The sequence below is a fragment of the Nocardioides pyridinolyticus genome (assembly GCF_054653575.1).
In genome coordinates, this window is record NZ_BAAIFY010000004.1 from 80189 (window position 1) to 93131 (window position 12943).

Annotated in this window: 13 protein-coding genes; 3 read left to right on the plus strand and 10 right to left on the minus strand. The window is 70.9% G+C overall.

The window, feature by feature from the left end; translation table 11 throughout:
• Position 1: 1 nt before the first annotated feature.
• On the minus strand, positions 2-2179 hold the full coding sequence (locus tag ACYQ0U_RS05185) for an alpha-ketoacid dehydrogenase subunit alpha/beta (RefSeq protein WP_459970136.1): 2178 nt from the start codon (positions 2177-2179) through the stop codon (positions 2-4).
• Positions 2180-2309: 130 nt separating this feature from the next.
• Here ACYQ0U_RS05185 and ACYQ0U_RS05190 point away from each other — a divergent pair, with 130 nt between their 5' ends.
• A complete protein-coding gene (locus ACYQ0U_RS05190) occupies positions 2310-2828 on the plus strand; it encodes a VOC family protein (RefSeq protein ID WP_459970138.1) in 519 nt (172 codons plus the stop codon).
• Positions 2825-3514, plus strand: coding sequence for a GntR family transcriptional regulator (locus tag ACYQ0U_RS05195; RefSeq protein WP_459970140.1), 690 nt, complete (start codon positions 2825-2827; stop codon positions 3512-3514). The genes ACYQ0U_RS05190 and ACYQ0U_RS05195 overlap by 4 nt, the downstream gene beginning before the upstream one ends.
• Positions 3515-4346: 832 nt before the next feature.
• On the opposite strand, the gene ACYQ0U_RS05200 is transcribed toward ACYQ0U_RS05195, so the two are convergent.
• From ACYQ0U_RS05200 to ACYQ0U_RS05215, 4 genes are read right to left on the minus strand one after another with little or no spacing between them, the layout of a single operon-like run.
• Positions 4347-4718 carry a sulfotransferase domain-containing protein gene (locus ACYQ0U_RS05200; protein ID WP_459970143.1) on the minus strand — a complete coding sequence of 124 codons (372 nt, stop codon included), beginning with the start codon at positions 4716-4718 and terminating at the stop codon, positions 4347-4349.
• A gap of 56 nt (positions 4719-4774) precedes the next feature.
• Complete coding sequence (locus ACYQ0U_RS05205) at positions 4775-5857, minus strand: heparan-alpha-glucosaminide N-acetyltransferase domain-containing protein (protein ID WP_459970147.1); 1083 nt, start codon at positions 5855-5857, stop codon at positions 4775-4777.
• On the minus strand, positions 5857-6555 hold the full coding sequence (locus ACYQ0U_RS05210; RefSeq protein WP_459970149.1) for a DinB family protein: 699 nt from the start codon (positions 6553-6555) through the stop codon (positions 5857-5859). The genes ACYQ0U_RS05205 and ACYQ0U_RS05210 overlap by 1 nt, the downstream gene beginning before the upstream one ends.
• Positions 6552-7187, minus strand: a complete 636-nt coding sequence (locus tag ACYQ0U_RS05215; protein WP_459970152.1) for an MBL fold metallo-hydrolase — start codon at positions 7185-7187, stop codon at positions 6552-6554. The genes ACYQ0U_RS05210 and ACYQ0U_RS05215 overlap by 4 nt, the downstream gene beginning before the upstream one ends.
• A gap of 40 nt (positions 7188-7227) precedes the next feature.
• Here ACYQ0U_RS05215 and ACYQ0U_RS05220 point away from each other — a divergent pair, with 40 nt between their 5' ends.
• Positions 7228-7869 carry a GNAT family N-acetyltransferase gene (locus tag ACYQ0U_RS05220; protein WP_459970154.1) on the plus strand — a complete coding sequence of 214 codons (642 nt, stop codon included), beginning with the start codon at positions 7228-7230 and terminating at the stop codon, positions 7867-7869.
• Here ACYQ0U_RS05220 and ACYQ0U_RS05225 read toward each other — a convergent pair.
• The 5 genes from ACYQ0U_RS05225 to ACYQ0U_RS05245 all read right to left on the minus strand — a co-directional run bounded on the left by ACYQ0U_RS05225 (position 7866) and on the right by ACYQ0U_RS05245 (position 12899).
• On the minus strand, positions 7866-8264 hold the full coding sequence (locus tag ACYQ0U_RS05225; protein WP_459970156.1) for a low affinity iron permease family protein: 399 nt from the start codon (positions 8262-8264) through the stop codon (positions 7866-7868). The two genes, ACYQ0U_RS05220 and ACYQ0U_RS05225, sit on opposite strands and share 4 nt — an antisense overlap.
• Before the next feature lie 138 nt (positions 8265-8402).
• A complete protein-coding gene (locus tag ACYQ0U_RS05230; protein ID WP_459970159.1) occupies positions 8403-8630 on the minus strand; it encodes a hypothetical protein in 228 nt (75 codons plus the stop codon).
• A 39-nt stretch (positions 8631-8669) separates the two neighbouring features.
• Positions 8670-10085 carry an NAD(P)/FAD-dependent oxidoreductase gene (locus ACYQ0U_RS05235; protein WP_459970161.1) on the minus strand — a complete coding sequence of 472 codons (1416 nt, stop codon included), beginning with the start codon at positions 10083-10085 and terminating at the stop codon, positions 8670-8672.
• Positions 10072-11379, minus strand: a complete 1308-nt coding sequence (locus tag ACYQ0U_RS05240; RefSeq protein WP_459970163.1) for an aspartate aminotransferase family protein — start codon at positions 11377-11379, stop codon at positions 10072-10074. Before ACYQ0U_RS05240 ends, ACYQ0U_RS05235 begins: the two co-directional genes overlap by 14 nt.
• A gap of 26 nt (positions 11380-11405) precedes the next feature.
• Positions 11406-12899 (minus strand): CoA-acylating methylmalonate-semialdehyde dehydrogenase, encoded by a 1494-nt coding sequence (locus ACYQ0U_RS05245; RefSeq protein WP_459970167.1) that lies wholly within the window; start codon positions 12897-12899, stop codon positions 11406-11408.
• Between the last annotated feature and the right edge of the window lie 44 nt (positions 12900-12943).

Below are 12943 nucleotides of genomic sequence, written 5' to 3' on the forward strand. Positions count from 1 at the left end.
GTCAGTACCTCGCGATCTCGGCGAGTGCCGCCGAGACCTCGGCGGCTTGGGCGATCGCGGCGCGCTCGAGCACCTTGCTGATCGACGGCGACGCCTCGCCTCCGGTCACGCGCCACACGGGGGCGTCGAGCAGGTCGAAGAACCGGCGGTGGATCTCGTCAGCTAGCCAGCCGCCGTAAGAGGTGCCGATGGCACCCTGCTCGGCGATCAGGAGCTTGTTGGTCTTCTTGAGGCTCTCTTCGATGGTGTCCCAGTCGATGCTGGCGCGGTCGAGCCAGCGCAGGTCGATCACCTCGGCGTCCACGTCGCTCTGCCCCTCAACGGCCTCCATCACGTACGGCGTCATCGCGAGGTAGGTCAGGACGGTCAGGTCGGAGCCACTGCGTCGGACGGCTGCCTTGCCGACGGGAAGGCAGTAGTCCCAGTCGTCGACCGGGCCGGGACCGGAGGAGTTGTAGAGGTCGACGTGCTCGAGAACGACCACGGGGTCCTGCAGTCGCAAGGCGGTGTTCATCAGGCCCACGTAGTCGAAGGGGTTGCTCGGGGCCACGATCCGCCAACCGGGGGAAGTGGCGAACACGCCGGCGGGGTCCATCGAGTGCTGGGAGCCGTAGCCGGTGCCCATCGCGACCTTGCTGCGAAGAACGAGCGGCATTGAGCCGTTCCCGCCGTACATGTGTCGGGCCTTCGCGATCTGGTTGAAGACCTGGTCGGCGGCGACCCACATGAAGTCGGCGTACATGAACTCGACGACGGGGGTGAACCGTCCGTCCTGGGCGATGCCGCCGGCGAGGCCGGCGAACGCGTTCTCGCTGATGGGCGTTCCGCGAACCCGCTCGGGGAAGCGGTCCCGTAGGCCGCGGGTAGCGCCGTTCGTGCCCCCGTTGAGTTGGTGGACGTCCTCGCCCATGACGACGATGCCGGGGTCGGTCTCCATCCGGCGACCCATCGTGGAGGCGACCGCGTCGATGAACTTGGTGTCCTGGACGGCGATCGACACCTCGTCCGTGATGACCGGGGCGCTGTCGAGCTCGGACAGGTCGCCGCGGATCCCGACGTCGGCGAAGGCGGTGTCGGGCCACTCGGACGGCTTGATGCGCCGCTGGCCGGGCTTCCCGTCCGGGTCGGGCTCGAGGATGACGGAGCCGAGCTCCTCCATGACAGCCTTGGCCTGGGAGACAGCCTGCTGGGTCTCCTCCTCGCTCATGATGCCGAGGCGCACCAACTGCGCGGCGGTCTGCTTCAGCGGGTCGCGATCACGCCACTCCCGCTCCTCGTCCTTGCTGCGGTAGCCGAACGCGCTACCGGCGAACCCGCCGTTCTGGTGGAAGTAGCGGTAGGTGTCGACCTCGACGACGGACGGGCCGTCGCCACGCCGCATGTGCGCGACCGCCTCGGTCATCGCGAGGTAGACGGCCAGCGGGTTCATGCCGTCGACCTTCCAGGAGGCGATAGCGAACCCGAGACCGCGGGCTGACAGGCGTGGTTCGGCAGTCGATTCCTCGACCGTGGTGGAGACGGCGTACCGGTTGTTCTCGATGAAGAAGCACACCGGAAGGTCCCAGGCCGCCGCGAGGTTCATCGTCTCCAGCGTCGAGCCGATGTTCACGGCGCCGTCACCGAAGTAGCTGACCGCGACGTTGTCCTTGTAGGCGTGCATGTGTGCCCACGCGTACCCAGCGGCCTGCGGGACACCGCCGCCGACGATGGCGTTGGTACCGATTGCGCCGGCTTCCTGCCACTGCAGGTGCATCGACCCGCCGCGGCCATGGGACCAGCCGCGGTCGAGGCCGGCGATCTCGGCGAGAGTGCGCAGCAGAACCTCGCGCATCTCCTCGCTCGGGGCCGCGAGCGGGTCGAGACCCTTCGGCTCGATGTGGTGCAGCGCCTTGGCCAGGAACTGGTGGTGGCCGCGGTGCGAGCCGTTGATGGAGTCCAGGCTGTTCAGCGCCAGGACGGAGCCGACGGCGCCGCCTTCCTGGCCGATGCTCGAGTGCGCCGGACCGTGGATCAGGCCCGCTCCTGCGAGGTCGAGGACGTACTGCTCGAAGCTGCGGATCCACACCAGTTGGGCGTAGATCGTGCGCAGCAGTTCGGGGTCGGCGGCGTCCCAGTCAGCGTCGGTCGCGGCGACCTCCACCCAGGGGGAGGCGGGCTGAAGGGGGTTGTGCTCGGGCATGCGGCTCTCCTTTGGCTTCGGCCGCACCATGACACGAATTGGATCCAAACTCTAGACCAGATGAGGTAGACAACGCTGAGACCTTCGTGGTTGCCTCCCATTTGGGATCCAATCAGGAGGTGTACGGCGAATGGCGATGCCCGGGCTGCGGCGCTTCGACCACATCGGTTTCACCGTGCCCGACATCGACGAGGCCCACGAGTTCCTGGTCGACGTGCTCGGCTGCGAGTACCTCTACACACTGGGCCCGTACGAGGCCGAGGACGACTGGATGGAGACCCACCTCAACGTCCACCGCGACACCCGCATGTTCAACCGGTGGTTTCGCTGCGGTGAGCAGGCCGTCTTCGAGGTGTTTCACTACGAGTCGCCTGACCAGCGCAACATGATCGCCCGCAACAGCGACGTCGGCGGGCACCACATCGGCCTGTACGTCGATGACATCGACGTGGCGGTGGACCACCTTCGGTCACGCGGCGTCCGCGTGTTCGAGGGCCCCACTGCGAGCAAGGGTGCAGCTGCGGGCAACAGGTGGATCTACTTCCTCAGCCCGTGGGGGATGCAGTTCGAGCTCGTTTGCTACCCGAACGGGAAGGCGTGGGACAACGAGCACCCGCGCGACCCCGGCGGCGAGAGGATGGGCGCGTGACGAACCCCGACATCTCGACCACCGACGAGCCCACCGACACCGGCGGTGCTGCATCCGCTCGCGTCGCGGGCTACCTGCGCGACCTGATCTTGCGTGACGTCCTCAAGCCGGGCGACCGCATCCGCCAGGAGGACATCGCCGACCGGCTTGGTGCGAGCCGTCTGCCGGTACGCGAGGCCCTGCGGATGCTCGAGGCCGAAGGTCTGACTGAGCACGAGCCACACAAGGGTGCCCGGGTGCCTCGTCTGTCTATGCACGAGGTCGACGTCATCTACCGGATGAGGGAACGCCTCGAACCGATCGCGCTGGCCGTGAGCCTTCCGCAGTTGGTGCAGGAAGACCTCGACCGGCTGGAGGAGATCCAGCAGCAGATCGAGCAGAACACCGATCTCGACAGGTTCCTCGAGCTCGACCGCACGTTCCACCTCGGCACGTACGCCGGCTGCCAGGTCGACCCGCTTAACGCGATCGTCACCCGACTGTGGAACTCGACCCAGCACTACCGCCGCGCGTTCGTCTCGCTCGGTGGCCAGGGCCGCATGTGGGTCGTGAACGCCGAGCACCGACTGCTGCTCGACGCCATCGTGCGACGCGACTCCGTTGACGCTGAGCGCTTCCTGGAAGGCCACATCCGACGGACCCGCATCGAGCTGAGCCACCACCCGGCTCTCTTCGACACCAACTGACCCAGCGAAAGGCACCACCAGTGTTCGAGCATCCCCTAGTTAGGCGACCAGACACAGCCGTCGTGAGGCGGCGACATCTCAGCGTCAGCGCCGCGATACCTCAGGTCAGTAAGGCTGTGGAGGAACGACACGAGGATGTCAGTAGTGACAGTTCATGACGCCAGCACTGACAACAACATGACGTGCGACAACTGATGCGCGCTTGATCGACGCCTGACCTATCGGACGCCTTCGTCAGCAAGGTGATCAGGCCTCTCTCGTGATCTGCTCCTCCGTCAAGGGCCAGTGCCAGTGCCCATGGCACGCAGCACGCGCCGGCGCACACGACCTGTCTTTGCGGCTCGTTGACGGCTTGTACGGCAGCGGCTGGGCCGGCGAGGCGTTCCTACGCCTTGGTCGAGTCGGCGGTCTCGGCCGTACTCAGTCCGGGTTGGAGATCCCGGCCGACGCGGTCTGGGCTACGCCTGCCGTAGGTCGTCTGATCGCTGCCGAGATGGCGGGTGACGCGGGCAACGCCTTTGCCGTCCGCGTCCAGGTTGGGCACGTGCGTCGAGACCCTGTCGGGGTAGCCCCGCCCCGTCTCGTCCTCGTGATGCCCGGCGGCAGAGTCCAGAAGAGTTCAGACTCCGGGGACCAGGGGCTCGCCCAGAGCCTCTGCTGAACCCGGCACGCCACACCCGAACAGGGCGCGCAGTTCGGGAGTCAGATTCGACGCCCGTGACCTCCGCTCAGGCCCAGGTCAGGTGCGCCCGCCGCAGAAGAGTGGGCCGCAGGCGGCGCCAGATCTCCCGAGCGCCTAGCGTCAGGTCGGCGAGCGTCAGGAGGGTGCCGGCTACCTCGAGGATCTCTCCGTCGCTCTCTTCGAGACCGCCCGGTCGACCGGGTCGCGCAGGCAGACGAACAGCCGGAGGTCGGGGTAGGCGTTGGCGACGCGGTCGGCCGAGCCGAGGAAGTTCGTGGGCGTCTCGGCGCCGACGGTGCGCCAGTAGTTCGGTGCGAACTCGCCGACGGCGCGGGTTGCAGGAGTGGTGCGGAACTGCCGCTCGTACCAGTCGAGCCCGCGTGCCCAGGCGGCGCGCTGGTCGAAGAAGTGCAGCTCCTTCTTGCGGCCCGTGCCCACCTCCGGGTGCTGGGCGACCGCCGGGGCGAGCCAGGTGGTGCCGCACTTCTGGGCGCCGATGCGGAGGAAGGTCGGCGCCGGCATGCGCTGCAGACTAGCGAGCGGACGGAACGCCGGTCGCGGTGGCGCTCGACGAGGAGCTACTCCTTCGCGGTCAGCCAGCGCCGCGGCCAACCCACGAGCGTCTCCAGCGGGCCGCGCCGCCCGACGGCCGCGTAGACCGCGCCGATCGCCAGCAGCACCGCGACGTGCGTGAGGTAGGCGCCGGGGTCGTCGGGCGGCCAGACGTCCGGCGTTCGCAGGACCACGTGCAGCGAGTAGAGCGTCAGCGTCATCGCGCCGGCGCCGAAGACGATCGCGAGCGCGACCACGCCGGGGCGCGGGAGCAGCCGTTCCAGCAGCAGGCAGGCGCCGACGACGGCGAGCGCGCTGCCGATGGTCTGGGCGAGGTCGAACGGCGTCGCGCTGTGTGGCGCCACGACGAGCAGCCAGGACCAGTCGCCGTCGGCGGGGGTGGTGCCGTACATGCCGGTCGCGTTCTCCGACGCGACCACCGGGTCGACCAGCACGCGCGACACCTGGGTCACCACGATCGCGACGCCGAGCCCGCCGAGGGTGAGGATGCCCAGCAGGTGCGGGTCGCGCAGGTTCGCCCGGCCGAGCGCGAGGCCGGCGAGGAGGTAGGCCAGCCACGGGACGACGGGGTAGTAGCCGGTGAACAGCAGCTCGCTCAGCAGCTGCCCGGGGTCCGCGAGCTGGTCGAAGGTCGGGCTGGCGAAGCCACGCTCGGGCAGATGGGGACGGACGACGTGCGACAGCGCCGGAGCGGCCAGCACCCAGCACCCGCAGAGGATTCCGAGCGTCCGCGCGCGCAGGAACACGAACGGCAGGCCGAGCAGGAACAGCAGCCCGTAGTAGGTGAGGATCACCGCCAGCCCGCTGCCCAGCCCGCCGAGCCACAGGCCGAGGAGCGCGATCAGCAGGGCGCGTACGGCGATCGCGGCGAGGCTCCGCGGGCCACGGTCGCTCCTGGTCATCAGCGCCAGGCTCACGCCGGCGAGCACGGCGAACAGCGCCGACGACCGTCCGCCGGCGAGCCACTGGCCGACGGTCAGGTCGCCCGCGGGGGTGCGCTCGTCGACGATGTGGGTGGCCACCATGCCGAGCAGGGCAAGGCACCGGGCGACGTCGAGGCCGACCAGCCGGTCCTTCGCCGGCCCCACTAGAGGCGGGCCTCCAGCACGGCGAGGTCACGCTCGGCGTACCCCCGATGGAGGTACTCCTCGACCAGGATCTTCTCGAGCACCGTACCGACCCGGTAGGACCGGGACTCCGGGTAGCCCGGCTCGGTGACCGGCTCGGTCATCTGGTCGAGGTCGGCATCGGACAGGGCGCCGATGACGCGACGCACGACGGCCATCCGCTCGGCGCGGACCGCGAGCACCTCGTCCAGCGTGGGCCGCAGGGTGCGGTCGTTCGGGACGCCGGGGATGTCGCCCATCTCGTCGTGCGGCAGGCCGAGCGGGCTGAACGGGCGCGGGTCACCCCCGATGACCCGCAGCACCCAGGCGTCCGTGGCCATCACCAGGTGGCGCAGCGACTCGATGAAGGACCACTCCTCCTCGACCCGCTCGTGGAGGAGCTCCGCGGGCAGCGCGCGGGCGCGCTCGACGGTCGCGGCCCAGCGGCGCTCGGTCATCGCCCATCCGGCGCGGAACCCGTCGGCGTCCTGCGGGTGGATGAGGTGCCGCTCGGGGTCGCGGCGGTTGAGCTCGGCCTCGAGCAGCGGGTGGATGTCGACGCCGTTGACGACGACGTTGCGCAGCTCCGCGTCGATGTCGACGTTCTCGAACCAGCCGCCGCGCACGACGACGTCGCGGGCGTAGACGTTGCGGAACCACTCGCCTCGGATCTCGCTCACGGGCGCCACTCCTCGTCGTCGTGGGCGAACACGACGCGCCGCGGGGCGAAGGACAGCAGTCGTGCCATCCAGCCCGTGGGGTCGTCGGTGCTCCAGTCGTCGGCGTGCTCGCGCGCCTGGCCGGCGAGCACCACCGAGCCGTCGGCGCACTCGACGACGAGCGACTGGTGGCCGTCGACGTGGCCGGGTGTCGGGACCACGTGCAGACCGGGCAGCGGCTCGGACTCACCGTCGAGGAGCTCGTAGCGGACACCGTCGAGGAGGTGCTCGACGGTGTAGCCGCCCGCCTGCGCGGTCGCCAGCTCGTCGCGCTGGCAGAGGACCGGAGTCGTCCCCAGCAAGGGGTTGCCGCCGCAGTGGTCGAAGTGCAGGTGGCAGTTGGCGACCAGCGTCAGGTCGCCGAGGCGTACGCCGGCCGTGGCGAGCGCGTCGCGCAGGTCGATGCGCCGGGGCTGGTACCAGGCCTCGGTGCCGTCGTTGCCCCGGCCCATGCCGGTGTCGAGCAGCACCAGCCCGGCGTCGTGGCGGACGAGGTAGCCGTTCACGACCTCGCCGCCCGGCGCGCCACCGGTCTCCTCGGCCGGCCGCGTGAAGGTGCCGAGCGGGATCCGCCGCACGTCCTCGATGCGCACACCGCCCACCCTAAGGAGTGCTGCCTCCTAGGGTGGACCGGTGACCGAGATCGCCGTCCGGCCCTACGACCCCGCCGACCGCGAGGAGCTGGGCGGCGGGTTCGGCCTCGCGGGCTGCGGTGCGCCCGGCGGCGAGGCGTGGGGACACGCGCGGTCGCTCGCCGACGTCTACCTGACGCCGTACCTGGACCTCGAGCCGGAGTCGGCCTTCGTGGTCACCGCCGACGGCCGGCCCGCGGGCTACCTCGTCGGCTGCGTCGACGACGCCGCGTTCCCCAGCGAGGACGACCGCACGCGGGAGGCGATCCGCCGGCACCACCTCTACTGGCGCCCGGGACCGCTGCGGTTCTTCCTCCGGGCCCGGCGCGACGCCCGGAGGTGGGACGAGGTCGCCGGCGAGCTGAGCGACCCGCGCTGGCCCTCGCACCTGCACGTCGACGTGGAGCCGGTCGTCCGCGGGACCGGCGCGGCCGCGCAGCTGATGGCACTGTGGTGCGACCGGCTCCGGGCCGTGGGGTCGCCGGGCTGCTACCTGCACACCTCGGCCGAGAACACCCGGGGCATCGCCTACTTCGAGCGGATGGGCTTCACGAGGCACGGCCCGAGCCCGCCGGTGCCGGGCCTGCGGTTCGAGGGCCGGCCGATGCACCAGCAGACGATGGTCTGGACCGCGCAGCCCTAGTGCCGCTCCTCGAGCCCGACCGCGTCGCGCAGCTTGCGGACGGACTCCTCGAGGTGTGGGTCGTCCTGCGCGCGTGAGGACATCAGGTCCGAGAGGGCCTCGGCGATGACGTTGAGCTTCTCCTGCGCGGCCTCCTGGGCCCGGCGGCCGGAGTTCTCGAGCAGCGCGAGCAGCAGGAGCGTGATCACGCTGGCGACCGTGTGGATCGCGACCTGCCAGGACTTGGCGCTCGACCAGAGCGGGAAGCTCACGGCCCACACGACGACCAGGGCGGTGCACAGGAGGAAGAACGGCGCGCGGCTGACCCAGTCGTACACCGCCTCGACGAACCGCTCGAAAGGCCCCCGGGCGTCGGGCTTCTCGCGGGACTCCGCCGCGTCGCTGCGCTGCTCCATGCGCGCACCCTACGGGCGCGCGCGTGGATCCGCTCGGCGACTCGGCGACGCTAGGGCAGCGGGTCGGTCTCCGGCGCCGGGTCGCCGCTGGGCACGACCTCGGGCTCGGGCTGGGGTTCCTCGGGTGTCGTCGTCATCTCAGTGCTCCTCCGATTCGAAGTCGGACGGCTCGTCCGCGATCATGTAGTTCGGGTCCGCCTTGATCGCCTCGACGGTCCGGCGCAGCCAGTCCTCGTCCGTCGTCTCGATGTCGCGCTCGGAGAGCTGCTCCACCAGATAGCTGTGCAGGTCGGTCGTCGTGTGGGCGTCGTTGGCGACCGAGGTCGCGTCGACGGCTGCCTGGAGGTCGGAGTTGTGCCTGGCCATGCCGGGCCGTACCCGGTCACGGCAGCTTCAACTCACGCGTCAGGAGTCGAAGCCGAGGCCGACCCGGTCGAGGCTGCGGAGGAACAGGTTGCGCCGGCCCTGCCGGTGGTCGGCCCGGTCGAGCGACCAGCGGGTGAGCCCGATGCCGAGGTCGGCGACCGGGGACGGCGGGAACGGGACCGGTTTGCGCCGCACCATCTCCAGCCCGGTGCGCTCGGTGGTCAGGCCGGACAGCCGGTCGAGCATCACCTCCGCGGCGAACCGGGTGGCGCCGACCCCCAGCCCGGTGAAGCCTGCGGCGTAGGCGATCCGGCCGTGCGATGCGAGTCCGTGGAAGGCGGCGAACCGGGTGGAGGTGTCGATCGCGCCGGCCCACCGGTGGCTGAACCGGACGCCCGCCAGCTGCGGGAAGACCGTGAGGAAGTGCGAGGCGAGGCGTCGGTACGTCGCCGGCCGCTCCTCGTGCTCGTCGCGGACCCGGCGCCGGTGGATGGCGTCGTACCCGCCCCAGAGGATCCGGTTGTCGGCCGTGAGCCGGGAGTAGTGGAACTGGTTGGCCAGGTCGGCGAGTCCCTGCCGGTGCGCCCAGCCGATGGAGGCGAGCCGCTCGTCGGTGAGTGGCTCGGTCATCAGCACGTAGTCGTAGACGGGCACGGTCAGCAGCCGGGTCCGGCGCAGCAGCGACGGGAAGACGTTGGTCGCGAGCACCACCCGGTCGCTGGTCACCGTGCCGCCCGCCGTCCGCACCCGCACCGGTCCCGGGGATGGCGTGTCCAGCCCGGTGACGCGGGTCCGCTCGTGCACCTCGACGCCGAGCTCGGCCGCCGCCCGGGCCAGCTCGCGGGCCAGCTTGGCCGGGTGCACGAGCGCGCAGTCCTCCCGGTCCCAGACGCCCCCGAGGAGGACCGGGCTGTCGATCTCCCGGCGGACGGCCGCGGCATCGAGGAAGCCGGGCTGGTCCCGGATCCAGTCGACCTGGTGCTCCTCCACCGCCACCGTGATCGCCCCGGTGCGCTCGTACTCCGCGTCGAGCCCGAGCTCGGTGACGTCCTTCTCGAACGCGTCCAGGTTCTCCCGGCCGAGCCGCTCGAGCAGGTCGTACTCCTCGGGCCAGCGGCGCCGTCCGTTCTCCTCGCCGTGGGTGATGCTGGCCTCGCAGAACCCGCCGTTGCGGCCCGACGCCGCCCACCCGACGGTCTCCGCCTCCAGCAGCACCACCCGTGCGCCGGGGTTGCGGCGCTTGGCGAGCACCGCGGTCCACAGCCCACAGTAGCCACCGCCCACCACGGTCAGGTCTGCGGCGGCGTCGCCCGCGAGTGGGGGGTACGCCGTGGCGGGCGCGTCCTCCAGCCAGAACACCGCGCGCCGGCTGCCCTCCAGGGCGGCGTCGACCGCCGCCGCGGGCGGGGCGAGCCGCTCGTAGACGGTGCGGTGAGCCGGGCTAGGACTCGGCATGCACGTCGCCGGCCTTGAGCGCGTCGTCGAGGATGGCCAGGCCCTCGCGGGCCTCCTCGTCGCTCATCGTGCACGGCGGCACGAAGTGGATCCGGTTGGTGTTGGAGAACGGCAGCACGCCCGCGGCCCGGCACGCCGCGACGACGTCGTTGAGCCCGGCGGGCGGCATGAGCGCCTTGGTCTCCTGGGAGGTCACCAGGTCGACCGCCCAGAACGCGCCGACACCGCGGACCTCGCCGACGCACGCGTGGCGCTCCGCGATCTCGCGCAGGCCCGGACCGAGGATCTCGCGGCCGAGCCGCTCGGCATTCTCGACGATGCCCTCGTCGCGCATCGTGTTGATGGTCGCGACGGCGGCCGCGGTCGCGAGCGGGTGGCCGGAGTAGGTGAGGCCGCCGGGGTAGGGGCGGTGGGCGAAGGTCTCGGCGATGGGCTCGCTGATGATGACGCCGCCCAGCGGGACGTAGCCGGAGTTCACGCCCTTGGCGAAGGTGATCAGGTCCGGGGTGACGCCGTACAGGTCGAGCGCCAGCCAGGTGCCGGCGCGGCCGAAGCCGGCCATCACCTCGTCGAGGATCATCACGATGCCGTGCCGGTCGCACAGCTCGCGGACGCCGGCGAGGTAGCCCGGCGGCGGCGGGAAGATGCCGGCGGTGCCCGGGATCGTCTCGAGGATGATCGCCGCGATCGTGTCGGGGCCCTCGGCCTCGATCGTGCGCGCCAGGTGGGCCAGCGCGCGCTCGGTCTCCTCGGCCTCGGTGGTCGCGTGGAACTCTGAGCGGTAGAGGAACGGCCCGAAGAAGTGCACGGTGCCGGCGGTCGCGGTGTCGTTGGCCCAGCGGCGCGGGTCGCCGGTCATGTTGATCGCGGTCTGGGTGCCGCCGTGGTAGCTGCGGTAGGTCGACAGCACCTTGAACCGGCCGGTGTGCAGACGGGCCATGCGGACGGCGTGCTCGTTGGCGTCGGCGCCGCCGTTGGTGAAGAAGGTCTTCTCGAAGCCGTCCGGGGCGAGCTCGCTGATCAGCCGCGCGGCCTCGGAGCGCTGGTCGTTGGCGAACTGCGGCGCGATCGTGCAGAGCCGGTCCGCCTGCTCCTTGATCGCGGCGACCACGCGCGGGTGCTGGTGGCCGATGTTGGTGAAGACCAGCTGGCTGGAGAAGTCCAGGTAGCGGCGGTCCTCGTCGTCCCACACGTAGGAGCCGCGGGCCGCGGTGATCACCATCGGGGTGATCTCGGCCTGGGCGGACCAGGAATGGAAGACGTGCTTGCGGTCCAGCTCGTAGGCGGTGCTCATCGTCGTACCTCCGTCGTCCGTGCGGCTCAGTGGTTCTTCGGGAAGGCCAGCTCGAGGCCCCCGGCGGTCGCGGGGTCGGGCCAGCGGGTGGTGACGACCTTGCCACGGGTGAAGAAATGCAGGCCCTCGGTGCCGTGGGCATGCGTGTCGCCGAAGAGGGAGGCCTTCCAGCCGCCGAAGGAGTAGTAGGCCATCGGCACCGGGATCGGCACGTTGACGCCGACCATGCCGACCTGCACGTCGGTCTCGAACGCGCGGGCGGCCCCGCCGTTGCTGGTGAAGATCGCTACGCCGTTGCCGTACCGGTTGCGGTTGACCAGGTCCAGCGCGTCGGCGTAGGTGTCCGCACGGACGACGCTCAGCACCGGTCCGAAGATCTCGTCGGTGTAGACGCTCATGTCCGGGCGGACGTGGTCGAACAGCGTCGGGCCGAGCCAGAAGCCGTCGCTCGCGCCGTCGGCGTCGACGGTGCGCCCGTCGACCACGAGCGTCGCGCCCTCGGACTCGCCGGCGTCGACGTACGACGCCACCTTGTCGCGGTGCTGCCGCGTGACCAGAGGGCCCATGTCCGTGTTGCGGGTCCCGTCGCCGATCTTCAGCGTGGCGGTGCGCTCGACGATCTTCTCGACGAGTGCGTCGCCGGTGTCGCCGACCGCGACCACGACGCTGATCGCCATGCAGCGCTCGCCGGCCGAGCCGTAGCCCGCGCTGACCGCGGCGTCGGCGGCCAGGTCGAGGTCGGCGTCGGGCAGGACGACCATGTGGTTCTTGGCGCCGCCGAGGGCCTGGACGCGCTTGCCGGCCCGGCTGGCGCGCTCGTAGACGTACTCGGCGATCGGGGTCGACCCGACGAAGCTGATCGCCGCGACGTCGGGGTGGTCGAGCAGGCCGTCGACGGCGACCTTGTCGCCCTGGAGCACGGTGAAGACGCCGTCGGGGAGGCCGGCCTCCTTCCAGAGCTCGGCCATCCAGATCGACGCGGACGGGTCCTTCTCGCTGGGCTTCAGCACGACCGCGTTCCCGGCGGCGATCGCGATGGGGAAGAACCACATCGGGACCATCGCGGGGAAGTTGAACGGGCTGATGATGCCCACCACGCCGAGCGGCTGGCGGAGGCTCTTCACGTCGACGCCGTTCGAGACCTGCGGGGAGTTGCCGCCCTTGAGCAGGTGGGGGATGCCGCAGGCGAACTCCACGACCTCCTGGCCGCGGGCCACCTCGCCGAGGGCGTCGGAGTGCACCTTGCCGTGCTCGGCGGTGATGATCGCGGCCAGCTCCTCCTTGCGCTCGTTGAGCAGCTCGCGGAAGCGGAAGACCACCTGGGTGCGCGCGCTGACCGACGCGGCGGCCCAGTCCGTGCTCGCCTTCTTGGCCGAGGCCACCGCGGCCTCGACCTCCCCCGGTCCGGCGAAGGCCACCCGGCCGGTCACCTGACCGGTGGCGGGGTTGGCCACGTCGCCCGCGCGCTCGCTGCTGCCCGGGTGCGCCCGGCCGTCGATCCAGTGGGGGATGGTCTCCATGCCGCCATCGTGTCGCCGCCCTCCCGGCCTGGCGAGGGACGATC